Below are 23,076 nucleotides of genomic sequence, written 5' to 3' on the forward strand. Positions count from 1 at the left end.
CTCCCACTAAGCTGTGGGCACTTCGTGGAGGAATCCTAATGGCAACGCCCGATTTTCGCGTGATCTCGACCGATGACGGCGATGGCGTCACCTACACCTGCGGTTGTCCGTGTGTCCCGACGGCTCTCCCCGCCGCCGATGGCTCGCCCGGGCACGAGCACTGCTGTTGCGGCAAGGTGCACTTTGTCGGCGCCGGCGCCCGTTCGGCCCTCGAAAGCTACCTCGCCGAACGCAAGGCAAGCCGCAAGCGCGAGCCCGAATACGAAGTCGGCGCTACCGCCGTCACCGTTGGGGGCGCCCCCCGCGAGGTCGCCTGGGCCTTCCCCAAGGAGTGACCAGTCCCGTTTACGTCATCCTCGGGCCCGGTGGACAGGGCCGGGACGTCATCGATGCCCTCATCGCCGCCGGTCGTACTGTCGCCGGGGCTTTCGATGACGACAACCCACCGCTCCCGGCGGGCGTGCCGCTCCTCGGCGGCCTCGATTCCTGGCGCTCGAAGCTCGCCGCGGGCGTCGAATTCATGCCGGCAATGGGTAACCCCACCCAGCGCGCGGAGCTGGCCGCCGCGATCGTCATCGGCGGTGGCCGCCTCGCTTCGGCCATCCACCCCGCGGCCGTCGTCAGTCCCCGGGCCAGTGTCGGGCCGGGCGTCTTCCTCGGCGCCGGCGTCGTGGTCGCGCCCGAGGCGGTCATTGGTGATCTGACCTTCCTGAATGCGCTCTGCTCGGTCGACCACGATTGCCAGCTGGGCACCGCCGTCCAGGTCAGTCCCGGCGTCATCCTCCCTGGCGGCGTCCACATCGGCGATAGCGCATTCATCGGCGCCGGCGCCGTCGTCTTGCCGGGGCGTCACATTGGCGCTGGCGCGGTCGTCGGCGCGGGTTCGGTGGTGATCCACGATGTTCCGGAGGGCGTCACCGTCGCCGGAAACCCCGCGCGCGAGATCAAGAGGTCCTGATCGCGGGCGAACCCTGCTCTCTGGTGCGCTGGTGCTCCCGGATGGCCTCGAGCATCGTCGGCAACAGCACGAGCGCCCGTGTCCGCTGCCCGCTCACGGTCGTGTGAACGCCATCGCGCAGGTAATCATCGTCCGATTGTTCCGCCGCGGGCGACCAGAAGAAATGCCGCTCGAGGCTTTTCCGCTTCCACTCCGCGTTGAACTCATCGAGGATGCGGACGTACTTCGGGTTCTGCTGACGGACCAGGGATGAAGGCCGTGGCGACGCGCGCACCACGACTGTGACGTCCTCCTGCTGTGCCAGGAACCGGTAGACCGCCTCGAACGTGCGCTCCACCTGCTCTCGTGTCAGGTCGGGCCGCGCACCGATGAACCTGTGCGCGATCCTGCGCGACCAGCGGTTTATCAGTCCCGCCCTGCCGGCCGTCGATGGCCTGGTGGTCCGCTTCTCGACCCATCGCGCCATTCTCCCGATGCGCACGCCGAACAGCTCGTTGATCCGGTTCTCCACGCGGGCGGTTGCAAAGTCGTACGGGCTCGGCAGGATATTCACCCATCCGGCCGAACCTCCTCGAACATCCTGCGGAGATACTCGGTGGGGTCCCGCCCGTCCGGGTTGAGCCGCCGCACTTCGAGCGTCACTTCCTCTCCCAGCTCGCGCTCCAACTCGTCTCGCAGGTGGTACGGCCAGGCCTGGTCGCCGCTCTCCAGCGCGTGGCCGAAGACGACGCTACGGCCGAGGACGAGCACGGCGACTACCATGTCCGGCATCGTGACAGGCGGCCCGGCCGCTGACAAACACCCTTGAAACGAGGGTGCAGTGCTCGCCTGACTCCCCTTCAGCGCCTCGCTTCCGCGACGAACGCCTCCAATGCCCGGCCCACCGCCTCCTGGACCGCCGCATGCTCCGCCACCTCCTGGCCGATCTGCCACTCGGAGACCCCCGTTTGCAATACCAGTACGCGCATCGCCTTCTGGTACGGGAAGAGGCTCTTCCCCCACTCCAGAGCCCGCACACCAACAACATCCTCGAACGCCACCGAGCCTCGTTGCGGGCCGCGCACAAATTCGAGCCGGTTGGGATAGACATGGAGAAGCGGCCACTTCGAAGCCATGCGCCAGTACTGCGCGAATCCCGCCCCGGCAAGCGCCCCAGTCGCCACACCCGCGATGAAGAGCGCCATGTCCGGCGCGAGCAGGCCCGCCACCATCACCAGCAGACCGAGCAACCCGACCAGGAGGAATCCCATCGCCCCGCGCCCGTGGATCGGCGCGACGTAGCCAGTGGCGATTGGCTCGGTGTTCTCCATCAGTCCAGCATGGTGCCGTCTTCTGTGCCTGCGCGCACTGGTGCTGGAGCCGCTCGACGATCGGGCTGGCCTATGCCGAAGCGTTCAGGCGGGTCCCGATGTTGGGGTCCAGCAGCGAAAGCAGCGCCACTGCGGCCGCCTTTTGCGCATCCATCCCCTTCTTGACGGCGATGAACGCCAGCGCGTCACCGGGACTCTGGATGCTTTCGGGCAGACTCGTCGAAACAGGCGGAATGTTCACGCCCTGACTATCGGCCGCTCCGCCTGCTCCGCGAGTGCCAGGTCGGTGAACACCGTTGCCCCCTTGGCCGGTCAGTCCGAAATGCTGGCAACTACTCCCTTCCCCCTCTCCCTATAATCCCGCCCATGAGCACCTTCGAACACATAGAAATCGATCGAGTCGGCACTGACGGCCGCGTCGCGCGCGTCACCCTGAACCGCCCGGAGAAGATGAACTCCCTCTCGCAGGAACTCCTCTTCGAGTTCAGCGATGCCCTCCACGACCTCGAGGCCGATGAGTCCGCCCGCGTCATCATCGTGCGCGGCGCCGGGCGCACCTTCAGTGCCGGGTACGACCTCGCGCCTGCCCGCGGCGGCGCCGATGCCGTTGTCCGGCGTTACCGCGGCGTCGATGACCAGCGCCGGCGCCTCCTCATGGGCACTCGCACCGGCATGCAACAGATCACCGACATCCACATGTACTTCTGGAACATGGCAAAGGTCACGATCGCCCAGGTCCATGGTTACGCACTCGCCGGGGGCTGCGAACTCGCCATGATGGCAGACCTTGTGGTTGCCGCCGAAGATGCCCAGTTCGGCCACCCTGGCCTCCGCGGGCTCGGCACCAGCCGCACTGGTGTCATCTGGCCCCTCGTCATCGGCATGCGAAAGGCGAAGGAGCTCTACTACACCGGCGACTCCATCAGCGGCGCCGAAGCCGAACGCATTGGCATGATCAACTATGCCTGGCCGAAAGAAGACCTGGAGTCCCACGCCATAGGCCTCGCCGACCGCCTCGCGAACGCCACCGCCGATCACCTCGCAATCCTCAAGCTCAATATGAACCGTTTCTACGAGAACATGGGCATCTACAGCTCGGTCCGCAGTTCCACCGATATGGATGCGATGGCCCAGATGACCAGCTTCAGCTACGCGTGGCAGGACAAGATGCGCGAGAGCAACGAGGCCGGCACCGGCCTCAAGGGCGCGCTCGACTGGCGCGAAGGCATGTACCGCAAGCCCACCCCGGGATTGAAGCGGTGAAAGGCCTGCTCATCGGGGTCCACTCCACCGCCTCCACCGCCCAGAAGACCGTCGACGCCATCATCGCCGCCGAAAAGGCCGGCATCCAGTGCTCGTGGCTCACGGTCGGCGGTGTCGCCCCAGACCCGTTCGCTATCTTCGGCGCGGCCGCCCAGCACACCAGGACCATCAAGTTCGGCACCTCGATTGTGCCGACCTTCCCCGCCATCCGCTCGCCATGGCCCAGGGCGCGCTCGCGGTCGATTCGCTCGCCCCCGGCCGGATGCGCCTCGGCGTTGGCCCCAGCCACAAACCCGCGATCGAAGGCACCTGGGGCATCCCGTTCGAGCGCCCACTCCAGCACCTGCGCGAATACCTGACCATCCTCCGGGGCATCCTCGAAACGGGCGCCGTCAACTTCGAAGGCAAACGACTCACGGCCCGTGCCCAGATCGCCGGCCCCACCCGGGTCACGGTCATGGCCTCGGCCCTGCGCATCAACGGCTTCCGCCTCGTGGGCGAACTCGCCGATGGCGCGATCTCCTGGAACTGCCCGCTGCCTTACCTCCGCGACGTTGCCATCCCGGCGCTCAAGGAAGGCGCGGCCAGGGCGGGACGCCCTGCCCCGCCACTGGTCGCCCATGTCCCCGTCGTCGTCTCCGAAGATGAGGCAGCCGTCCGCGAAGGAGCTCGCCGGCAGATCGGCTTCTACCCGCGCGTCCCGTTTTACTCCCAGATGCTCCAGGACGCTGGCTTCCCCGAAGCGAAAGACGGGGAACTCAGCGACCGCATGGTCGATGCCCTCGTCATCCACGGCTCTGCATCGAAAGTGAAGGACCGTCTCCGCTCGCTGCCGGAATTCGGCGCCAGCGAACTCCTCGCCATGCCCATCCTGCCGCCCGGCGACACCGGAGCCATGGAGCGCACGCTGGAGACGCTGGGGGAACTCGCCCGGGAGTAGCCGTTACGACGCTGATGTCTCCTTTGATGTCTGATATGATGTCGCTGGAGACATCAGCATGAGCATCGCCCCGCACCTTTCTTCAGGCCCGCTTCGTCGGATTACGATCAGCGTTCCAGGGGATCTCGTTGCTGTTTTGGATTCCCAGGTCGCTGCCGGTGCGGCGACAAGCCGCACAGAGCTGATCAACCAGGCAATCGTCCAGGAGCTTCGGCGGCTTCGCCGCGCCGGGATCGATGCCCAGATTCTCGCCGCGGCCACCGATCCCGTATTCGCCGATTCGGACAACGAGTTGGCCATGGAGTTTGAGTCATCGGACCGTGAGTCCTGGGAATTGCTGGGTGACCTGGATCGGGGCCGGACCAGGTGAACCGGGGAGACGTCTACCTCGCGCGGCACGACCCGGTTGAGGGTTCGGAGCAGGGTGGAGTCCGCCCCGTCGTAATCGTCTCCCGGAACTCGCTAAATGCCTCCCGCGAACACGTGATCGCCGTTCCTTTCACTCGGACCGTGTTACCCCGGCCGCTGCCGACCCATGTCGCGGTCCCAGCGGGAAGCGGCGGGCTTCGCAGCGAGTCTGTCGCGAGGGCGGAACATGTTCGCGTCATGGCGAAGTCCCGTTTGGTTGAGCGTTGGGGCACCCTTGATCCTGCCGCGATGGCTGAAGTCGACGAGGCCCTCCGCATCGCCCTCGCCCTCGACTGACCACCGTCATTCGTCGCTTGCCAGCCTGCCCGCCGCTATACCCACGAACACCCCGAGCAACGTTTCGATGACATGTGTCAGGGTCGTCGCCACCTCCGCATTTCCCTCCAGCGCCCCGAGCACAACGAGACCGGCCAGCGATAACAACAACGCCGCCGCCAGCACGCTCACGATGATCGATACGAGCCGGCCGACCGGCACTTCCTCGCTCATAAGGCACGGACCTTTCCGCTCTGGCGGTCGATCGCCGCCCGCTTCCCAAGTCCGGTCAGCCCCAGCCCGAGAAGGCCAATGGCCGCCCGCAACAACGTCCTCGCTGCGAGCAGGGACGCAGGCGACGGCGACGTGCCCGCGCGCGGAATGACTGCCATTTCTCACTACCTCCAAACGTCGTGAGGTCACCATCCCTCCCGGCGAGCGAAGCAAGCAGTGCGTCGTGGCAGTACGTCAGCGTTTGGCGTGGCCGGACCTGATCGCCTTCACCGGTCTGCGGGCCTGCCCGAGGGCCGCTCCTCCTCCACAGAAGACACGGCCCTGCCACGCCGCCTGGTCGAACCTAGCTGAACGCCATCCGCTCGCGTTTCATACTCACCCAGCTGTTCGTCCCGATGACGACGTGGTCCTCGACATCGAGGTCGAGGATCTTCCCCGCGGCGATGAACGCCTTCGTTGTGGAGATGTCCTGCGGGCTTGGCCGCGGGTCGCCCGAAGGGTGGTTGTGCGCGAGGACCACCGACGGCGCATCCAGGATGATCGCCTCGCGGAAGACCTCCGCCGGGCGCAGGCCCACCATGTTCGCCGAGCCGCTCACCACCGCGTTTAGCCCTCCGAGCAGGCGGCCGCGGGTATCCAGCGCCAGGCAGTACAACTCCTCTTTGCGCGCGCCCATGAGCCTCGGGCCGAGGAGCGCATACACCCGTTCGGGCGTTCGCAGGTCGGGGCGTTCGGCGGGGCTCAAGGCCTGCGCCCGCTTTCCGAGTTCTATCGCGGCTGCAACCTGCGCTGCCTTCGCAGGCCCCAGCCCCTTCGCCCGCTGCAGCGCCTTCGGGCCGGCCCTCAGCAGGCCATCCATGCCCCCGAAGTTATCGATCAGCCCGCGGGCCATGTCGACAACGTTCTCTCCCGCCAGCCCCGAGCGCAGGATGATCGCGAGCAACTCCGCATCGCTCAGGGTTTCGGCGCCGTGTTCGAGCAGCCGCTCGCGCGGGCGCTCATCGCCCGCCCAATCGCGAATCGAACGGTAGGCTCGGGATCCCGGTTCGGACATCGCGCCGAATTGTAGAGGCTAATCGCCAGAATGCCGCGACGCGGTTGTCACCCCGTCGAGGCGTCTCCACCCGCATCGCCCTTCGGCGCGTCGGTCTTCTCCACCCATACCAGGACTGCGCTCTTCGGGTAGTAGGTCGCCTCGACGTAGTCGTCTTCCTTGATGCCGTCGAGGATGACTTGGTCGCCCCGCAGGATCTGCTTCTCCAGCCGGATGTAGTGCGTCTTGAGGACGAACGAATCGCTCCGCGCCCACCGCCGGGTCACCCGCCCCCGCGCCACGACTGGTTCTCCAACGTAATCACGGAACGACCCGATCGCCTGGAAGCCGAAGAGCGTCGTCAGGATCGCGAGCACGATAACCAGGAACCAGGTGCCGCCGTGGTCCCCACCCTGCACTGCTCGGTCGAACCCGAAGAACAGTAGCGCCCCGAGGCAGAGGACGAACGGCGGGCCCCAGGTCAGCGTTGAGCGCAGCAACCGCCCTCGGACTCCCGCGTGGTAGCGCTCTCGTGCCAGTACGGGGTCGTCTTGCCAGTTCATGGGATGCGGATCTCAGTGCCGACGGCGATGGTATCCGGGTTCAGCCCCGGGTTCGCCGCCACGATATCCGCCACCGAGACTCCGTACGAGGCCGCCACCACCGAGAGCGTGTCTCCTGACTTCATGGTGTACGTCTTCCCCGCCGCGGTTGGGCTCGCCACTGCCGATGCGGTGGAAACCGGGGCGGTGGGCGTCGGCGTCGTCGGCACCTGCGTCCCCCTGCCGCGGCGTCGCCTCGGTTGTGGCGCCTGTCCGCGTCGGCGTCGCGGTCGAAGCGACCGCCGCCGTGCTGGTCGGCAGGTCTCGCAGGAGGTTCGTCCTGCTCTTCGTCTCCGGCGGACGCACCAGGAGGAAGACCACCACCAGCGTCGCGATCACCAGGGCCAGTACGGAACCACGGTAGACCGCCGCGCTCGGTGCGGCGGATTCCGGCGCCATGCAGCGCAGGCACACATCCTCGCCGTGTTCGCTGCAATACAGCCGCCCGCAAGTTGGGCACTCGGCTTCCGCCGGGTTGTCGCAGTAGTGACAGTTCGGGACCTGATCGTCTGCCATCGTCGTTCAAAGGGTACGCCGAACAACGGAAGGCGAAAGACAACACGGCGAGGCCCAGGCGCCGCCGTCCCTCCCGTCACGCCGGCTCGATAGTCGCCGTCAGGCCGCAAGATTCCAGGCCGTCGCGGTAGTGCTCGGCGGCCTCCTTCGGGCATTCGATGACGCTTGCCTGGCCATGGTGATGGGCCGTGAACATGATCTCAGCCGCCTCTTCGAACCCCAGCGATGGCACGCAGCGCATCAGACTCAAAACCACATGGTCCATCGAGTTCTCGTCGTCGTTGTGGAGGATGACGCGATAGGGCGGCAGCAGCCGCAGCAGCGTCTCTTCATCCAACACCGTCTCCGGGAGCGTGGGGGCCTGGCTCATGCCTCAAATGTAACGCCCCCGCTCCCGCTTTCGAAGTCCGAGCGGCATTCGCCGCGATCGGTTAACCTTCGCGCGCCACAATTTCTTGCGGGATTTCCCCGAGAGACATGCCCCCTTGCCGGGGACACCATGCAGGTTGCCATGCACGAGAGCAACGGCACGCGCACCAACGACCCTTACGCCCTCCCGACTGATTCGGTGACGCGGCGGATGGCCATAGGCGCCCTCGCCTACCGTGCCATCGCCCAGAAGCGCGAAGTTCAGCTGGACGACATCCTCGGCGCAGAGGCCGGTGGCCTCCTCTCCGACCTCATGGCGACCGTCGCGAACGAAACCAGCACACAGTTGATGCTCACCGAACGCCTCCTCCAGGCCGGCTGGTCCTGGGAACGGATCCTCGCCGCTGTCTGGTACAACGAGGAGTTTCTTCGCAAGGCCGCAGTCGCCGAGTAGCTGTCACAACTCCGGCTCCTCGTTCGTCTTCTCTCTGAATCCCCCACCGGGTCGAAGCAGAGAGGGTACCTCACGTGACCAACGACTCCCCCAGGCACATCGCAATCGCCGGAGGCGGCCTTGCTGGCCTCGCCACCGCGGCGCTCCTCGCACGTTCAGGGAACCGCGTGACGCTCTTCGAACGCAGTCACGAGCTCGGTGGCCGTGCGGCAACCTCCGAACATCACGGGTACTTCCACAACCGTGGCCCACACGCGCTTTATCTCGGGGGCGCCGCCGCCCAGGTCCTTGCCGAACTCGACGTAAGTTACACCGGCAGGTCGCCCGACTTGTCCGGCGTGGCTGTCCGTAACGGCCGGGCATACACCCTCCCCACCTCCGCGAAATCGATGCTGACGACCCGCCTCTTCGGCGTCCGTGCCCGCCTCGAAGCCGGCCGCCAGCTCCTCGCGCTGCGCCGTGTCGATCCCTCCGACCACCGCACCGTCCGCCAGTGGCTCGATGCCGGCTTCGCGGAGCCGGCCGCCCGTGACTACGTCGCCGCGCTCATCCGTCTCTCCACCTACGCCGATGCGCCGGACGTCACCCTGGTCGGCGATGCCGCGCGCCAGCTGAACGGTAGCTCCGGCCCTGTGCTCTACGTCGATGGGGGCTGGCAGTCCCTCGTCGACGGCATCGAAGCGTGCGCGCTGGCCGCCGGCGCGGAAGTGCTCCGCGGTTGCCGTGTGGAAGGAGTCACCTATGCCGCGGAGCGCGCGACCGGCCTCCGCCTCGCCGGAGGCGAGACCGTTGCCGCCGATGCCGTAGTCCTCGCCGTCCCACCTGAAGCCGCGCGCGACCTCGCCGGCCAGCACCGGTCGCTCGCCGCGCTTGCCGAACAGGCCGTGCCCGCTCGCGCCGCCTGCCTCGATATCGGTCTAACCAGGTTGCCCAATCCGCGCCGGAAGTTCGGCCTTGGCATCGATACGCCCTTCTACTTCTCGGTGCACTCGCTGTGGGCGAAGCTCGCCCCCGAAGGCCGCGTACTCGCTTCCGTCGCGAAGTACCTCCCTGCCGGCGCCTCGCCCGACCCGTCGCGCGATCTGGCCGAACTCGAAGCATTCCTCGATCTCGTCCAGCCGGGCTGGCGCAAGTTCGAAGAACACCGCCAGTTCCTTCCGAACATGGTTGTCCACTCTGCCCTTCCCCTCGCAGCGAACGGCGGTATCGCGGGGAGGCCCGCGCCCGCCGTCCCGGGTGCCGCCGGCCTCTTCGTTGCTGGCGATTGGGTCGGGCAGGACGGATGGCTCGCCGATGCCGTCCTTGGCAGCGCCCGCCGGGCCGCGGGGGCGATCTCAGCCTCGTTCACCGGGACGCCCGTCCGGGCCGTTGCCGCGGTCTCGTAGGATGTCTGCGTGACCGCCGCGATCAGCGCCGCCGACACTACCTTCGAAGCTCACCGAACCCTGCTCTTCGGCGTCGCCTATCGCATGCTCGGCACGATCGGCGAGGCCGAAGATGCGGTCCAGGAGTCCTACCTCCGCTACCGCTCGGCCGAGGCCGCCATCGCCAATTCGCGCGCCTACCTCGTCACCGTCGTCACCCGCATCTGTCTCGACGTTCTGAAATCGGCGCGGGTCCAGCGGGAACAGTACATCGGGCAGTGGCTGCCCGAACCGCTCATCCGTCGCGCCGGCGAGGCTCCCTCGCCCGAAGAAGCCGTCGCCTCGGCCGATTCCGTCAGCTACGCCTTTCTCGTCATGCTCGAAGAGCTTGGTCCGGTCGAACGCGCGGTCTTTCTCCTCCGCGAAGTGTTTGACTACGACTACGCCGAGATCGCGCCCATCGTGATGAAGTCCGAAGCGGCCTGCCGCCAGGTCTTCCACCGCGCCCGCCAGCGGCTCGCCGAACGCCAGCATCGTCACCCAGCCGGCTACCTTCAGCGGCGCGATCTAACCATCCGGTTTCTCGCCGCGGCGAACGAGGGGAACATGGCAGGGCTGCTCGAAATCCTCTCCGCCGATGTCGTCGCCTACTCGGATGGAGGCGGGAAAACGAGCTCGGCCATCAACCCGATCTTCGGTGCGGACCGTGTAGCGCGGTTCACCCTCGGCGTCACGCGGAAGGACCCGCCCGCCTCGATCGAGTTGGTCGACGTGAATGGCTCTCCGGGTGTCCTCTTGAAGCGCCGGAACAGCGGGGTCCACAGCGTCCTCTTCCTCGAAGTCGTCGACGGCCGGGTCGAGACGGTTTACGCAGTCCGCAACCCCGACAAGCTCTTGCACATCCCGTGATACCAGCCGCCGAGAGATGATTGCGGCCTGCCGTTGCCTGCCAGGTCCTGCTCCTCCGCGGCAGGAGGCCGCCGACGGGACCTTACCTCTCAACTGCTCAGAGGGCTTTCCCTCTCGCCGGGCGTGCCACCGGCTCTTGACATCCCTGCTACGTTTTCCGCTGCCGCGATCCCTTTCCTGGCGCTTGAGGGAGGAGAGTCGGATGAGCATCCCGCCTGAAGAAGCAGAGGAACGCTGCGCGGCTTTCGCGCGCCAGTTCGCCATCCTGCCCGCATCCGGTGGCCGGTTCACCCTGCCTGCCCGCGGTGCGTCCGTCGACCTGCCCGGAGACCGGGTCGCCGGCTGGGAGATGATCATCGGCGCCATCCTTGGCCTCTCCCCGGACCAGGACCCAACGGATTTGCACACCCTCAAGGCCGAGTTCCTGCGGCTGGGGGACCCCGATGCTCCCGTATCCTTCGATGTCACACCGCTGCGCGATACGCGGAACTTCGTGACGCGAAGTGTGAGAGTGAGCCAGGAGAGCGGCACCCTCGCCCAGCTCACCCTGGGCTACTCGTCCCGCCGGGAGGGCTTCGCCTACCAGCACGCGGTTCCTCCCCCGGCTCACAACCCGGAGGCGTTTCCGGAGATGTGGGAGGTAGCGGGCATCCCCGGGCGGAGACCGTTCCTCCCTGGGAGTCCCGTGGAAACCAGGTTCTCCCACCAGTCGCGGGCCGGAGATCCAGGGCGGCCCTCCGTGCAGGCGCAACTGCGGCCCGTCGAAGGATTCAGCAGCGATCCTGCCCTCAGGGCAGCAATCTTCGCGGGGAATACCGAGGGACCGATATCGATCCTGCTCTCGCTCCACCTCGGCCTGCCGATCGGCGCCCAGGCCAGCCTGGACCACCAGGTTTGGTTCCACCGCCCGCTCGCCTGGAACGGCTGGCATACCCACGAAATCTGGAGCGATGTCGCGACCGCCAACCGCGCGCTCATTCACTGCCGCATCTGGGACGATCAGGGAGAACTCCTCGCCACGGTCGCCCAGGAAGTCACCCACCGGACGTAGCGTTCGCTTCTCCCTTCTCCCGCGCCCCTCTACCATGCCCCGCCATGGGCACCCGCATCCTCATCATCTGCCGCGGATACCTGGGCTCCCACATGTCCGCCCCCGGCATCCGTGCCACGGCCCAGGCAAGCGTGCTGGCCCGCCATGTGCCCGACGCAAAGGTGACCCTCGCCGGTACGAACCTTGATTTCGAACAGCCCGAAGATGGCGCCTACACCGTCACCCGCTGGAACGCCCGCAACATCCTCCAGCTCGTCGCCGCCCACGACATCATCATCAGCTCGATGCTCCCTCCCCACGTCGCCGGGTTCTTCCCGTTCAAGCGCTTCGTCGTCGACCTCTTCTCCCAGTACGCCATGGAGTGGATGGAGGTTGGCATGCAGCACTACGAGGGCGCCCAGCGCCGCGCCTGGGTCGAGCGCACCCGAACCGTCCTCGCCATGCAACTCACTTTCGCCGACTTCCTCCTCACCTGTAACGAGCGCCAGAGGGATAGCTACGTCGGCATGATGATCTCGCTCGGGCTCATCTCGCCGCGCGTCTACGACGCCGACCCCACCCTTCGCCGCTACATCGATTCCGCCCCGCACGGCATCCGGCCCGAACTCCCCGGCACCGGCCAACGGGTGCTCCGCGGCGTCCGCCCGGGCTTCGCCGAGACCGACAGGGTGATCATCTGGAACGGCGGCATCATCCAGTGGTACGACCCCGCCACCCTCCTCGAAGCGCTCCGCATCCTCGGCCGCGACGACATCAAGCTCCTCTTCCTCGGCGCCTCCTACCCCGGCATCAAGGAACTCGGCAAGGGCGTCCGCTTTCAGGATGCGAAAGCCATCGCCGAGCGCAACGGCCAGCTCAACCACACCGTTTTCTTCGAAGAAGGCTGGGTCTCCCACGAGCTTGCCAAGCGCTACGTCCAGGAAGCCGACATCTCAGTCTGCTGCTACTTCGATAACCTCGAAACCCGTTACAGCCACCGCACCCGCTTCGTCGACCTTATCTGGGCCGAACTGCCGTTCATCTGCACCCACGGCGATGTCCTCGCGGAAGAAGTCGCACAGAACACGTGGGGCATCGTCGTCCCTGAAGAAGACCCGCCTGCCCTAGCCCTCGCCATCGAGAAGCTGATCGACGACCGTGACTTCCTTGCCCTCTGCCGGGCGAACCTGGCCGCCTCCCGCGCCTCGCTCCAGTGGGACGTGACGATGAAGCCGCTCATCCGCTTCTGCAGCGAAACCGGCACCACCCTTTCGCCCAAGTGGGAGCGCATCCCCGGCCTCAGCCAGCGCATAGGCAGCTACATCGGCCGTCGCGCGGTCTTCAACTTCCACGACCGCAAGCGTGAACGGCGGCAGCGCCAGCAAATGATCGCCCGCCGCGCGGCGCGCGCCGCAAAGGCCGGGGAAGGTGGATAGACGGGAGTACCGCCGGCGGCTCGCCACCCGCCCGAAAGACGTGCGTTTCGAGGAGATTGAAAGGCTGCTGGGCCTTTACGGTTGGGAACTTGCTACCATTCGAGGAAGCCATCACGTCTTCAAACGCGACGGCAAAGACCTCATCTCGATTCCCTTTCGCAGGCCGCGTATCCTCGCTGCCTACGTCCGCAGGGTGCTCGACCTTACTGGAGAGGACGACGCATGACGCCTTCTGAGATCGAACGGGAAGTCCAGCGCAGGGTTCGCCTGCCGTACCACCGTGTCATCAGCGGCGATGAAGCTGAAGGCTACCTCGGTGAGGTCCCGGAACTCCCTGGCTGCCTCACCGCCGGTGAGTCTGCGGCCGAGGCCCTCGCAAACCTGGATGAGGCGATCGGCGCCTGGGTCGAAGCGGCCCTGAAGGCTGGCATTTCCATCCCCGAACCGGCCCGTGGCCCGGTCTCGATCTCTGCGTGACCAGACTCCTCGTCCTCTCCCGTTCCGCCGTCGGCCCGCGCATGGCCAGCCCCGGTGTTCGCGCCTACCAGCTCGCCGGCGCCCTCGGCCGCGCCCTTCCCGCCGCCGAGATCACCCTCGGCATCCCCGGCGACCGCGAGCCAATAGCCCCGCCCGCCCCGAACGTCCGCATGCAAGCCTGGTCCTCGAACGCCGAAGCCGCTTTCCTCGCCGCCGCCCACGATGTCACCATCGCCCGGAACTTCCCGCCCCAGCTCGCTCGCGTTCTCGGGAAGACCCGCTTCGCGCTCGATGCCTTCACCCCCTTCTACGTCGAGTGGATGGAACTCTCCAGGCGCGACATTCTCCCGAAGTGGCGCCGCACCTGGATGGCCAGCAACCGCTCCTACATCAACTTCCAGCTCACCCTCGCCGACTTCATCTTCTGTGCCGATGAACGCCAGCGCGACATGTGGATCGGCATGATGATGGCCCTCGCGCTCGTCCCGCCGGATGTCTACGAACGGGACCCTTCGCTGCGTCGCGTCATCGATGTTGTCCCCTACGGTGTCCCGTCGAGGCCCCTCTCGCCTGGCCGCCGCGTCCTTCGTGGTGTCGTCCCCGGCATCGAAGAAGGCGACAGGGTGCTCCTCTGGAACGGCGGGATCACAGAATGGAACGACGTTGAGACCCTCCTCCACGCGATGGCCCGCCTCGGCCGTACCCGGCCCGAAGTGAAACTCGTCTTCATGGGCGTATCCCATCCCGACATGGTCTTCGGGCCCACCTCGGGCGTGAACAAGCTCGCCTACGAACTCTCGGAAGAACTCGGCCTCAAGGACCGCAACGTCTTCATCCTCAACGGCTGGGTCCCCTACGAGGAGATCGACAACTACCTCGCCGAGGCCGATGCAAGCGTCTGCCTCGGCTACGAAAACATCGAGAGCCGCTTCGCCTTCCGTACACGCTACGTCGACCTCTTCCGCGCCCGCGTCCCCCTCCTCTGCACGCAGGGCGACGTGCTCGCCAATCGCGTCCACGATGCACCGATGGGGCTGACCGTCCCCGAGAGAGACATCGATGCCGTTGTCGACGGCATCACCCGGTTGCTCGATGACCGCGACTTCGTCGCTACCTGCAAGGCGAACATGGCCACCATGGCGACGGAACTCTCATGGGATACCGTCGTCCAGCCGCTGGTCGATTTCTGTGTCTCAGGCGAAAGCTATGCCATGCCCGCCGGTCGCCGGCGCCTCCAGTCCTACGCCCGCGGGGGCATGTATGTCGCCTTCAAGCGGCTCTGCCTCAGCCCCCCGATCTACGACCATTAGAATCGCCCCGTGACCGAGTTCACTGTCGTCAGCCTGAACCTTCGCGGCGTCCACGACTCGTGGTTGCGGCGCGAACCGCTCGTGGTCCACGGCCTCGCCGAAATCCATCCAGACATCATCTGCCTCCAGGAAGCGGCCACCTGGTGCCTCCAGGCCCGCTGGCTCGGCTGGCGCCTTTCCCGGGCGACCGGCCACCGCTACCACGCCGTCCAGGCCCGCAAGCGCGGCTGGCGCGGCCTCTTCGAAGGTGTCGCCATCCTCAGCCGCCACCCGCTCGTGGAGCACCGTGCCCTCGGCCTCGGTGCCGAAGGACGCGTCGCCCTGCGTGCCGGCGTCCGGGTCGAAGGTTGCCCTCTTGTCGTTGGCAACGCCCACCTGGACCACCACTCGTCGTCCGGCGATGCACGCCAGCGCCAGGCGCAGGCCCTCGTCCGCTGGCTGGAAAATGCCCGCGTCCCGGCATTGCTCGCCGGTGACTTGAACGATGTACCCGGCAGCCCCGCGCTCCAGTCCTTCGCGGGCCCCTTCCGCTCTGCTCACGAAGGCGTCGAACTGGTCGGCACCGCCCCTGCCTGGGACCGGCACCGGGTCATCGACTACATCCTCGTCGGCGAGGGTGTCGAAGTCATCGAGGCCGCGACCTGTCTCGATGCGCCAATCGCCGGGCGCTGGCCGTCGGACCACATCGGCCTCTGGGCCCGCCTCCGGACCTCGCCGCAAGAAGCATGAGCCCCGGCGGTCAGTCCAGGCATCCCCGTTACGAAGCGCGGCGCTGGCTCGTCACCAACTCCGGCAGGTGGCTCTGGCGCCGCTCCGGTTCCGGGAGGTAGTGCCGCACGTCAACCGGCCCCGCAAGCGGCATCGCCCGCTGGCGGCGGAACGGGAAGGTCGCCTGTGGCTTCGGCAGGCTGCCCAGCATCCCCATCAGCGTCGCCCGCTGCTGGGCGAGTTCGAGGCGCTGGCGGCTGAGTTCGAAGGCGGTTGCGTGCGTCATCATGGCGGTTCTCCGGTGTGTTCTACCGGTAAGACCGCCGGCGCCGCGATCTCTTACACAACTCCCGTTACCACGAATCGCCCGAGGCTGATACCATGCCTCTTCGGCGCGGGGTGTAGCTCAGCCTGGCAGAGCGCTACGTTCGGGACGTAGAGGCCACAGGTTCAAATCCTGTCACCCCGACCAACCTTTTCTTCCTCTCCCGACCCCCTTACCGCTCCCCCAGCCCCGCCCTGATCTTGTCGAACGGCGTCCGCGGCGTGTACCGGCTCCGGCCCGGAGCGCCCGCGGGGATGCGGCCCGCCGTCTCCTTCGCCACCTGCTCCCGGAGCTTCGTCAGCACCGCCAGCGCCCGCCGGTAGTTCGCCTCCACTTCCGCCAGCGTTTCCCCGGCCAGCATTTCCGGTGCGAGCGCCGGTTCGCCCACCAGCAGGGCCGCGCGCAGCCGTTCCACTGCTGCCCGTTCATTCTCCCGGCTCGCCTCCAGCTCCTGGCGCAGCTGCTCCACTTCCTCCGTTTCGACGTCCGGTCCTGGCGTCTCTTCGACGGCCGTCTCGAATTCGTTCTCTTCCACTGGTCCACCTCATGCGTCTGGGTGCCGCCCACCGTGGGCCCGCCGGCACGGTAAAGCCAAGGTGCGGATGGCGCTTGGCCCTTGGCGCCGGGGCGGTGCTACCCTCCGTGTTGACCATGAACTTCCGGCTCGCCTTTCTCTCCGCCCTGCCTCTTGCCGTCCTCGCCTTCGCCGCCTGCGGCGACGGCCCCGATGAAGCCGCAGAGACGCCATCCGCGGGTTCCCCAACGGCTACCATCCCGGCCGATGCCCTCCAGGCGAAGTTCGGCCCCGCACCCGAATTCGGCGAGAACGTCGTCAAGCTCTCGCCAGGCTACGCCGAGTCGGTGAAGCAACTCGCGACCCAGACGAAGAACCCGCAGCGCCCCAATGGCATCTGCGCCGAAGTCTCGTTCGCCGGCCTGCCCGAGACCGGCCGCTGGTTCCGCATGGCCGTCGATGGCGTCGAGGTCACCGCCAAACTCGTCTGGATCGTCTCTTCGAACACCACGCCCACCGGCGGCACCATGTGCTATGCCCCCACCGAAGGCATCACGGTCGGCGTCCACCAGGCCGCGATCTCCGTCCAGGACCCGAACAACATCACCGCCCGCACCCGGGAGCTCGTCGCCTGGGCCTTCGAAGTTACCGAGTAGGCGGCGCCGGCGCCTTCACCAGCCGGAACGGCACAGACCTCCGGACCTGGCGATCTTCCGGCCCCACAGCCAGCGAGACCCGGTATCCCCCGAGCGCCTTCAACTGCAATTGCAGCACGAACGTCATCTGCGAAAGCTGGCTCGTTCCCGCGAGCAGCTGCGGCGGCCGCCCCACGTTCATCTGGCCGTCCAGCCGGAACACCTCCTGCGCGTCGTCGTCATCCACCCGCACCACTACCGGCAGGGAAACGTTCGTCTCGTCCCACTCCACCCGGATCCCGGCCACCGCCGTCAGCCGCACGTTCGCCGGCACATCGGGGACGTTCATCGTGTCCCAGCCCCCGCCCATCAGGTAGAGCTTGCTCCCGGTCACTTCGGCGTGTTCGGCAAGGATCAGGTAGTCAATATCCATCGCGCAAATGCTACCTGAGGGACCCACTTCGGCATCTCCGGCCGGTCGGTCTGCCTGTGGGCGGGGGGTGGGCGGCGGAGGGGGGCGCCTGGGGGGGATGGGACCGAGTACCCACCCGGGCGCGACCACGCGAGCCGCTTCCCGGGGCCCGCGGGAGGGCTCCTCCTCTTCCTCCCCCCTTCGTCCCCCGAGGACTTGCAGAGAGCCTCGTGGGATGCTCTCCGGGTTTGGGGGGGGGGGGATGTCCGTAAAAGCTGGGGCCAGGTCAGCGGGGGGCGGGGGGAGGATCGTGCGGCGCTGGCCCTGGGCGGCTGCCGCCAACTTGGACAGGGGATGGGGTCACGGCCCCGGCAGGCTCCAGCATGATCTGGTCCGGACGGCACAGGATGGCGTACCGGTGCCGTCCGGCGGGCACAGCCGCCATGAAGCGAGTCGCCCTGTCGGACTGACCGGCCCCCACGATGCAAACCTCGCCCTCTTGAAGCATGGTGTGGGGGAGGACTCTCCTGGCCCGATGACCCGTGGCTGCGGCGGTCGCCCGAACAATCGACTCGTTTCGACTGCCAATCGAGTAGTACGCCACGTCCCCGTGCGGGCGCGCATTCCAGCTGCCCGCCTCCCCTTCCTCAAACCTGTAGCCGACTCCATTGACAAACGACGAGTCCCGGAAGATGCCCAGCCACCAGGCGAAGCAGGGGCGGCACAATCGCAATCGCCGGATCGGCCCAACGCGCCGGTTGCGTCGTCTGGCGACGACTTGAACTCGCAGCGGCCTGAGTTCAAGGGACGTTGCGAGTTGTTGAAGGCGGGACTGACAGGTCTCGCAATGGCCCGGCCAGGAATCGCCGCCTCGCAGGCGAGGGTCGTTTCGCCCTCGCGAAATGGGCTGACCGCTCGGTCAACGAGACTAACGACGCGGTCGTAATGCTCCGAACAGAGGCTGAATTCGTGCAGTGGCGACACATCCTTCCACACGTTCTGCCCGACATCGATCTCGGTGGTAAAGGGCGGCCCTCGCCAAGCGCAGGCATCTGGCATGCGGCCCACCTGCCTTCCCTGTGGGTTATCGAAACGAGTTCCATTCGCCATGAGTGTCGGAAGGGTCCCGACCTTTCTTCAGTCCCGCTCTCCCAGATACATCGGTGTTGCAGGCTCCGCTCCTGCGGGTAACTCCCGACGACCCGGAAAGCGAATGCAGGCGATACTCTCGGCGTTGCCGCGGTAAGTCTCTGCATCGGGGAAGGTTTCATGAAGATCCGGTTGATTCACAAGATCCTTGGCGGGTTCGTCATTGTGCTCGCCCTCATGGCTGTCGTCGCCGCCGTGGGCATCATCCAGCTCAACAAGGCGGCCGACCGTTCGGCGGCCATGTACCGGGAGAACGTGCTCGGCGTGCAATTTGCAATCGAAACCAGGGTCCACATGTTGGCCAGTGCCCGCGACGAGAAGCGTGCCTTCCTCGCCGCCGACCCGGCCCAGCGCAGTGCGCTTGTCGCCGAGTCTCGAGAAGCGATGAAGAAGGCTGAGGACGCGATGGCCGCCTACCACGAGACCTTCGCCAGCGCCGCCGACGAAGAGCAGTGGGCCGGCGTCGAGGCGATGGTCGAAAAGGTCATCACCGCGCGCAGCGGGGTGCTGGAGCTCCTTGAAAAAGGGGATCTCGTCCAGGCCGCAACCGCCGCAACCGCTATGACCGCCGACATCGCCGCGATAGACGAAGTTCTCACCGAGACTGCTCAGTTCAATGTTGACCTTGCTGCCAACTCCCGCGACGCCGCCCGTGCTTCCGCTGACTCCAGTCGCAACCTCCTGCTCGGAATCTCCGCCGTCGCCGCCGTCGCGGGCCTCGGAATCGGCATCTGGCTCGCGCGTTCGATCTCCGGCTCGGCAAGCCACGCCGCCGCCGCCGCCATCAGCCTCTCGAAGGGCGACCTCAACGTGTCGGTCAACGCCAGTTCGAGCGATGAAATGGGCGACCTCGGGCGCGCCTTCCACGAGATGACCGTCTACCTCAAGGAGATGGTTGGCGCCGCGGCTGAAGTCGCTTCCGGCAACCTCGGTGCCGAAGTCCATCCCCGCGGCTCCAGTGACGCGCTCGGTAACGCCCTCCAGAGCATGGTCACGAACCTCAACGAACTCGTCGGCACCGTGAAGACCAACGCCACCTCCATCCTTTCCGCCTCGCAGCAACTCGAGGAGTCATCCGGCCAGATGGCCAGCGCGACCGGCCAGATCGCTTCCGCAATCAACGAAGTAACCACCTCGACGGTCTCCCTCAACAGCCTCGCCCAGGATTCGACCATCGAAGTCTCCCGCCTCGCCAGCGGCTCCGAGCAGCTCGCTGCCAGCGCCGGGAGCAGTGCGGATTCCGCCCTTGCCAGCAAGAACGAAGCCGCCCGCATGGGCGAACGCATCGCCAAGGCTTCCGAGGCTTCCCGCGCCGTCGCCCGCAGCGCCCAGGAGAGCCGTGGGTCCGCCCTCGAAGGCCAGCAGGCCGTCGCCCAGGCCGTCGCCTCCATGGAGTCCATCGCCATCGCCGTTGGCCGCGCATCCCAGCGCATCGACCAGCTCGGCGAACTCGGCCAGCAGATCGGCGACATCGTGAACACCATCGACGAGATCGCCGCCCAGACGAACCTCCTCGCACTCAACGCCGCCATCGAAGCCGCCCGTGCCGGCGAACAGGGCCGCGGTTTCGCCGTCGTCGCCGAAAGCGTCCGCGGCCTCGCCGAACGCTCAAGCTCCAGCACTCGCGAGATTGCCGAACTGATCGCCCGCGTCCAGTCCGGCACCCAGGACGCCGTCGCCGCCATGGCCCAGGGCGTCAAGGATGTCGAAGCCGGCCGCGAAATCACCGCCCACGCCGGGACCTCGCTCGAAGCCATCATCGGCTCCGTCCAGGATTCCGCCGAACAGATGGAACGCATCGCCGCCGATGTCCAGGAACTCGCTTCTGGCGCCGACCGCATCCTCCAGGCGACCGAGCAGATCGCCGGCCTCGCCTCCGAATCTGCCACCGGCGCCGCCGAAATGGCCGCAGGCACCACCCGCGTCAGCGACGTGATCTCCCAGGTCTCCGTCACCAGCGAAGAAACTTCGGCCGCCGCCGAAGAGGTCTCCGCGTCGACCGAAGAGCTCAGCGCCCAATCGGAAGAACTCGCCGCGACCGCCACCCAGATGCGCGACTTCGCGCGCACCCTGAACGAAGTCACGAGCCGCTTCCGGCTCGCCAATTCCTGAGCCTGGCGGCGGTCCCCCGGCCGTCCCTGGCGGAAGCGCCCCCCGTTCGGGGGGCGCTTCTACTTTGCCTCTCGGGCGAACAATTGGTGAACATCTGGTGTCCAACGGGCTTCCCCGGTGGGTACCAGAGTTCTATTGTGCCCCTATGCCGCTATTCGGAGCGCCCGGCGAGCGGATTGGGTACGAGCTGTACTCGCACCCGGATGGTGCCCCGCCGCTCGTCCTGATCCATGGATTTACCGCCAGCAAGGCATCGTTCGAGGTCAACCTCGCCGGCCTGCGCGAGCACTTTACCGTCGTCTCCGTCGAACTCCTCGGTCACGGCGATTCCGAAGCGCCCGAAGACCCCGTCTTCTACCGTCCCGAGCGCGCCGTCCGCCGCATCCTCCAGCTCCTCGAGCATCTCGGCTACGGCCGCGCCCTCTTCTGCGGTCACTCCCTCGGAGGAGCCCTTGCCCTCCGCCTCGCGCTCGAGGCGCCGGAGTGGGTCGCGGGCCTCATCGTGATCAATTCCAGCTCTGCGGCCGGCGACCCCCAATGGCGCGACGCCGCCCGCCCGAGCATGTCCGAAATGGCCGCCCGCGTCCGCGCCGAAGGCACCGGCTTCATGAAGAAGACGCGCCTCTATCCCGCACACAGCCGCCGCCTCGATCCGCTCTCCCGCGAACTCCTCACCCGTGACTTCGACCGTCTCGCCCCCGCTGGTGTCGCTGGCACTGCCGAATCGCTCGTCGTCGATGTGAACGCCTGGGAACGCCACCCCACCCTCTCCGTGCCATTCCTGCTCATCGTCGGCGAACGCGATGCCGATTTCGCCCCGAACGCCGATGCCTTCCTCTCGCGCTTCCCGCCGGACCTCGCCCGCGTCGTCCGGCTGCCGGAAGCCGGTCACGCTGCCAACATCGAACAGCCCCGCCAGTTCGAAGAGGCCGTCACCGGTTTCGCCCGCGAGATCGCCTACCTTCGGGCTCCTGCCGCCCAGGGGAGCATGGTCCTCACCGCCCTCGGTGGCGCCCTCGTATTTGGCGGCCTCGGGCTGCTCGCCGCCGCGCTCTTCTTCACCGGCGGCAATGACAGCGACGGCGGCACTATCGCCGCGGCGCCAGAAACCACCCGCATAGCCACCCAGTCGCCCGTCGCCCAGGTCGCCGGCACATCGGCAAGCGGCCAGCCCACCCGTCCCAGCGTCGTCGGTGGCACTGCCGTCGCGCCCTCGCCTGCTGCCACCACGCCGAATGCGTCACCCTCCGCCGCGGCGACAGCGACTCCCACACGGCCCGCCACCGTCGCTCCGACCCAGCCTGCCCCGGCGACGGCAGCGCCGCAGCCAACCGCCACCCCAACGGACGTCCCTTCACCAACGGCCGTCCCAACCGCTTCCGGGCCGTTCGCGGCCCTCTCCGGCCCGTCCACTGCGGCAGTCGGCGAGGCAATTACGGTCTACGCCCAGTCCGGCGGCGGGAACGTCCTCCGCACCGATATCAAGCTCCCTACCGGCCAGGCGCTCACCCACCAGGCCGGCGCCTCGTATACGTCCACTGCGCCCGGTTGTTACATCTTCTCCGCGACCGTGTACTTCGCTGACGGCAAGACCCTGACCGCGACTCACGCCGTCTCGGTCGGTGGAGTCCTTTGCAGCGGCGGCCAGGGCTAGCGCTCGTTCGTCTCGCTCCGGACTAACGGAGAAGCGCCAGAAACTCCTCGACGGTCAACCCCGCCTGGACGATGACTTCCCGCAGCGTGCGCATGCTCAAGTCCCTGCTGTGGATCGGGATGACCGTCCTTCGGCCGGTTGCCGCATTTGCGAGGATCGCGTGACTTCCACGCTGTCGGCGCACGGTGAAGCCAGCGCGCCGAAGCGCGGAAATGACTTCCGTTGGTTTGAGCGCGGGTAGGTCGGGCAACCTCAGCTCGCCGCTGCCACGCCCTGCCTCAGCGGCGCAGAGACCTCGATGCCGTCTTCGTCGGCGACTTCGATGTACAGCGCGAGCGCATCTCTGAGATTCGTGATGGTCTCGTCGAGTGTGAGTCCTTCGGTGATACAGGTGGGTAGTTCGACAACCTGTCCGAAATAGCCGCCCTCCTCAACCTGCTCAATCCGGTAGGTGAGGCCCCGGTCCTGAACGATGAACGCGTCCATTGGGTCAGCTTACCACACGGCCGCGGGCCTTCCAGGTTCGCCGCGAAGGTCGCCGCTCCCGGCTAGCCAGCGACCCACGCGCCCGCACTGAGGGAAATCGGACGTCTCCGTCCGGTGTTACCCCGATGATGGACGCCGCATAGAGCCTCGATACTCGTTCTACATAGCCCGTTCCCCAACACTCAGGGGTGC

General features: G+C 67.0%; 32 protein-coding genes, 1 tRNA gene and 1 pseudogene. 19 read left to right on the forward strand and 15 right to left on the reverse strand.

The window, feature by feature from the left end:
- Window positions 1-38 precede the first annotated feature (38 nt).
- Together IPG14_RS15880 and IPG14_RS15885 are read left to right on the forward strand one after the other, a co-directional pair.
- Entirely contained in the window at window positions 39-335 is a 297-nt protein-coding gene (locus tag IPG14_RS15880; RefSeq protein ID WP_343387085.1) for a hypothetical protein, read from the forward strand.
- The gene (locus IPG14_RS15885) at window positions 332-958 is read left to right on the forward strand and encodes an acetyltransferase (RefSeq protein WP_343387084.1); all 627 of its coding nucleotides are present in this window, start codon (window positions 332-334) and stop codon (window positions 956-958) included. The genes IPG14_RS15880 and IPG14_RS15885 overlap by 4 nt, the downstream gene beginning before the upstream one ends.
- Here the strand turns inward: IPG14_RS15885 and IPG14_RS15890 are convergent.
- The 4 genes from IPG14_RS15890 to IPG14_RS15905 form a co-directional block, all read right to left on the reverse strand.
- The gene (locus tag IPG14_RS15890) at window positions 945-1,511 is read right to left on the reverse strand and encodes a hypothetical protein (RefSeq protein WP_343392473.1); all 567 of its coding nucleotides are present in this window, start codon (window positions 1,509-1,511) and stop codon (window positions 945-947) included. The genes IPG14_RS15885 and IPG14_RS15890 overlap by 14 nt on opposite strands.
- Window positions 1,508-1,720 carry a hypothetical protein gene (locus tag IPG14_RS15895; protein WP_343392474.1) on the reverse strand — a complete coding sequence of 71 codons (213 nt, stop codon included), beginning with the start codon at window positions 1,718-1,720 and terminating at the stop codon, window positions 1,508-1,510. Before IPG14_RS15895 ends, IPG14_RS15890 begins: the two co-directional genes overlap by 4 nt.
- A gap of 77 nt (window positions 1,721-1,797) precedes the next feature.
- Complete coding sequence (locus IPG14_RS15900) at window positions 1,798-2,268, reverse strand: hypothetical protein (RefSeq protein WP_343392475.1); 471 nt, start codon at window positions 2,266-2,268, stop codon at window positions 1,798-1,800.
- A gap of 70 nt (window positions 2,269-2,338) precedes the next feature.
- Window positions 2,339-2,509, reverse strand: a complete 171-nt coding sequence (locus IPG14_RS15905) for a hypothetical protein (RefSeq protein ID WP_343387081.1) — start codon at window positions 2,507-2,509, stop codon at window positions 2,339-2,341.
- 125 nt (window positions 2,510-2,634) lie between these two features.
- Here IPG14_RS15905 and IPG14_RS15910 point away from each other — a divergent pair, with 125 nt between their 5' ends.
- The 4 genes and pseudogenes from IPG14_RS15910 to IPG14_RS15925 all read left to right on the forward strand — a co-directional run bounded on the left by IPG14_RS15910 (window position 2,635) and on the right by IPG14_RS15925 (window position 5,176).
- The gene (locus tag IPG14_RS15910; protein WP_343387080.1) at window positions 2,635-3,531 is read left to right on the forward strand and encodes an enoyl-CoA hydratase-related protein; all 897 of its coding nucleotides are present in this window, start codon (window positions 2,635-2,637) and stop codon (window positions 3,529-3,531) included.
- Window positions 3,528-4,471, forward strand: a pseudogene (locus IPG14_RS15915) (LLM class flavin-dependent oxidoreductase). Before IPG14_RS15910 ends, IPG14_RS15915 begins: the two are co-directional and overlap by 4 nt.
- Before the next feature lie 58 nt (window positions 4,472-4,529).
- On the forward strand, window positions 4,530-4,841 hold the full coding sequence (locus IPG14_RS15920) for a ribbon-helix-helix domain-containing protein (RefSeq protein WP_343387078.1): 312 nt from the start codon (window positions 4,530-4,532) through the stop codon (window positions 4,839-4,841).
- A complete protein-coding gene (locus IPG14_RS15925) occupies window positions 4,838-5,176 on the forward strand; it encodes a type II toxin-antitoxin system PemK/MazF family toxin (protein ID WP_343392476.1) in 339 nt (112 codons plus the stop codon). Before IPG14_RS15920 ends, IPG14_RS15925 begins: the two co-directional genes overlap by 4 nt.
- A 6-nt stretch (window positions 5,177-5,182) precedes the next feature.
- Here IPG14_RS15925 and IPG14_RS15930 read toward each other — a convergent pair whose 3' ends face one another.
- The 6 genes from IPG14_RS15930 to IPG14_RS15955 form a co-directional block, all read right to left on the reverse strand.
- Entirely contained in the window at window positions 5,183-5,389 is a 207-nt protein-coding gene (locus IPG14_RS15930; protein WP_343387076.1) for a hypothetical protein, read from the reverse strand.
- Window positions 5,386-5,547, reverse strand: a complete 162-nt coding sequence (locus IPG14_RS15935) for a hypothetical protein (RefSeq protein ID WP_343387075.1) — start codon at window positions 5,545-5,547, stop codon at window positions 5,386-5,388. Before IPG14_RS15935 ends, IPG14_RS15930 begins: the two co-directional genes overlap by 4 nt.
- 185 nt (window positions 5,548-5,732) lie before the next feature.
- Window positions 5,733-6,443, reverse strand: coding sequence for a DNA repair protein RadC (gene radC / locus IPG14_RS15940; RefSeq protein WP_343392477.1), 711 nt, complete (start codon window positions 6,441-6,443; stop codon window positions 5,733-5,735).
- Window positions 6,444-6,490: 47 nt separating this feature from the next.
- Window positions 6,491-6,985, reverse strand: coding sequence for a hypothetical protein (locus tag IPG14_RS15945; protein WP_343392478.1), 495 nt, complete (start codon window positions 6,983-6,985; stop codon window positions 6,491-6,493).
- Window positions 6,986-6,997: 12 nt separating this feature from the next.
- Window positions 6,998-7,540 (reverse strand): hypothetical protein, encoded by a 543-nt coding sequence (locus tag IPG14_RS15950; protein WP_343392479.1) that lies wholly within the window; start codon window positions 7,538-7,540, stop codon window positions 6,998-7,000.
- A 76-nt stretch (window positions 7,541-7,616) separates the two neighbouring features.
- The gene (locus tag IPG14_RS15955; RefSeq protein WP_343387071.1) at window positions 7,617-7,910 is read right to left on the reverse strand and encodes an ATP-dependent Clp protease adaptor ClpS; all 294 of its coding nucleotides are present in this window, start codon (window positions 7,908-7,910) and stop codon (window positions 7,617-7,619) included.
- Window positions 7,911-8,039: 129 nt separating this feature from the next.
- On the opposite strand from IPG14_RS15955, the gene IPG14_RS15960 reads away from it, so the two are divergent.
- From IPG14_RS15960 to IPG14_RS16000, 9 genes are all read left to right on the forward strand, one after another.
- The gene (locus IPG14_RS15960; RefSeq protein WP_343387070.1) at window positions 8,040-8,363 is read left to right on the forward strand and encodes a hypothetical protein; all 324 of its coding nucleotides are present in this window, start codon (window positions 8,040-8,042) and stop codon (window positions 8,361-8,363) included.
- A gap of 74 nt (window positions 8,364-8,437) precedes the next feature.
- Window positions 8,438-9,748, forward strand: a complete 1,311-nt coding sequence (locus IPG14_RS15965) for an FAD-dependent oxidoreductase (protein ID WP_343392480.1) — start codon at window positions 8,438-8,440, stop codon at window positions 9,746-9,748.
- Between the two features lie 9 nt (window positions 9,749-9,757).
- Window positions 9,758-10,636 carry an RNA polymerase sigma-70 factor gene (locus tag IPG14_RS15970; RefSeq protein ID WP_343387068.1) on the forward strand — a complete coding sequence of 293 codons (879 nt, stop codon included), beginning with the start codon at window positions 9,758-9,760 and terminating at the stop codon, window positions 10,634-10,636.
- Between the two features lie 202 nt (window positions 10,637-10,838).
- Window positions 10,839-11,687: an acyl-CoA thioesterase domain-containing protein gene (locus IPG14_RS15975; protein WP_343392481.1), complete on the forward strand. Its 849-nt coding sequence runs from the start codon at window positions 10,839-10,841 to the stop codon at window positions 11,685-11,687.
- 44 nt (window positions 11,688-11,731) lie between these two features.
- The gene (locus tag IPG14_RS15980; RefSeq protein WP_343392482.1) at window positions 11,732-13,102 is read left to right on the forward strand and encodes a glycosyltransferase; all 1,371 of its coding nucleotides are present in this window, start codon (window positions 11,732-11,734) and stop codon (window positions 13,100-13,102) included.
- Complete coding sequence (locus IPG14_RS15985; RefSeq protein ID WP_343387065.1) at window positions 13,095-13,328, forward strand: type II toxin-antitoxin system HicA family toxin; 234 nt, start codon at window positions 13,095-13,097, stop codon at window positions 13,326-13,328. Before IPG14_RS15980 ends, IPG14_RS15985 begins: the two co-directional genes overlap by 8 nt.
- On the forward strand, window positions 13,325-13,579 hold the full coding sequence (locus tag IPG14_RS15990; RefSeq protein WP_343392483.1) for a type II toxin-antitoxin system HicB family antitoxin: 255 nt from the start codon (window positions 13,325-13,327) through the stop codon (window positions 13,577-13,579). The genes IPG14_RS15985 and IPG14_RS15990 overlap by 4 nt, the downstream gene beginning before the upstream one ends.
- Complete coding sequence (locus tag IPG14_RS15995; RefSeq protein WP_343392484.1) at window positions 13,576-14,889, forward strand: glycosyltransferase family 4 protein; 1,314 nt, start codon at window positions 13,576-13,578, stop codon at window positions 14,887-14,889. Before IPG14_RS15990 ends, IPG14_RS15995 begins: the two co-directional genes overlap by 4 nt.
- 9 nt (window positions 14,890-14,898) lie before the next feature.
- Window positions 14,899-15,618, forward strand: coding sequence for an endonuclease/exonuclease/phosphatase family protein (locus IPG14_RS16000; RefSeq protein WP_343392485.1), 720 nt, complete (start codon window positions 14,899-14,901; stop codon window positions 15,616-15,618).
- Between the two features lie 28 nt (window positions 15,619-15,646).
- Here the strand turns inward: IPG14_RS16000 and IPG14_RS16005 are convergent, their stop codons facing one another.
- Window positions 15,647-15,883 (reverse strand): hypothetical protein, encoded by a 237-nt coding sequence (locus IPG14_RS16005; RefSeq protein WP_343392486.1) that lies wholly within the window; start codon window positions 15,881-15,883, stop codon window positions 15,647-15,649.
- 109 nt (window positions 15,884-15,992) lie between these two features.
- On the opposite strand from IPG14_RS16005, the gene IPG14_RS16010 reads away from it, so the two are divergent.
- Window positions 15,993-16,069 (forward strand) — tRNA-Pro (locus IPG14_RS16010).
- Between the two features lie 25 nt (window positions 16,070-16,094).
- Here IPG14_RS16010 and IPG14_RS16015 read toward each other — a convergent pair.
- Window positions 16,095-16,457, reverse strand: coding sequence for a hypothetical protein (locus IPG14_RS16015; protein WP_343387060.1), 363 nt, complete (start codon window positions 16,455-16,457; stop codon window positions 16,095-16,097).
- Window positions 16,458-16,573: 116 nt separating this feature from the next.
- On the opposite strand from IPG14_RS16015, the gene IPG14_RS16020 reads away from it, so the two are divergent.
- The gene (locus IPG14_RS16020) at window positions 16,574-17,092 is read left to right on the forward strand and encodes a hypothetical protein (RefSeq protein WP_343392487.1); all 519 of its coding nucleotides are present in this window, start codon (window positions 16,574-16,576) and stop codon (window positions 17,090-17,092) included.
- Here IPG14_RS16020 and IPG14_RS16025 read toward each other — a convergent pair.
- Window positions 17,082-17,504: a hypothetical protein gene (locus IPG14_RS16025; RefSeq protein ID WP_343387058.1), complete on the reverse strand. Its 423-nt coding sequence runs from the start codon at window positions 17,502-17,504 to the stop codon at window positions 17,082-17,084. The two genes, IPG14_RS16020 and IPG14_RS16025, sit on opposite strands and share 11 nt — an antisense overlap.
- A gap of 1,248 nt (window positions 17,505-18,752) precedes the next feature.
- On the opposite strand from IPG14_RS16025, the gene IPG14_RS16030 reads away from it, so the two are divergent.
- Both IPG14_RS16030 and IPG14_RS16035 read left to right on the forward strand, forming a co-directional pair.
- Entirely contained in the window at window positions 18,753-20,744 is a 1,992-nt protein-coding gene (locus IPG14_RS16030; protein ID WP_343392488.1) for a methyl-accepting chemotaxis protein, read from the forward strand.
- Window positions 20,745-20,889: 145 nt separating this feature from the next.
- On the forward strand, window positions 20,890-22,398 hold the full coding sequence (locus tag IPG14_RS16035) for an alpha/beta hydrolase (RefSeq protein ID WP_343392489.1): 1,509 nt from the start codon (window positions 20,890-20,892) through the stop codon (window positions 22,396-22,398).
- Window positions 22,399-22,420: 22 nt separating this feature from the next.
- On the opposite strand, the gene IPG14_RS16040 is transcribed toward IPG14_RS16035, so the two are convergent.
- The gene (locus IPG14_RS16040) at window positions 22,421-22,648 is read right to left on the reverse strand and encodes a type II toxin-antitoxin system HicA family toxin (protein WP_343387055.1); all 228 of its coding nucleotides are present in this window, start codon (window positions 22,646-22,648) and stop codon (window positions 22,421-22,423) included.
- A 2-nt stretch (window positions 22,649-22,650) separates the two neighbouring features.
- Window positions 22,651-22,884, reverse strand: a complete 234-nt coding sequence (locus IPG14_RS16045; RefSeq protein ID WP_343389261.1) for a type II toxin-antitoxin system HicB family antitoxin — start codon at window positions 22,882-22,884, stop codon at window positions 22,651-22,653.
- Window positions 22,885-23,076 lie beyond the last annotated feature (192 nt).

The sequence above is a fragment of the Candidatus Amarobacter glycogenicus genome, assembly GCF_016704105.1.
Classification (GTDB): domain Bacteria; phylum Chloroflexota; class Dehalococcoidia; order Tepidiformales; family Tepidiformaceae; genus Amarobacter; species Amarobacter glycogenicus.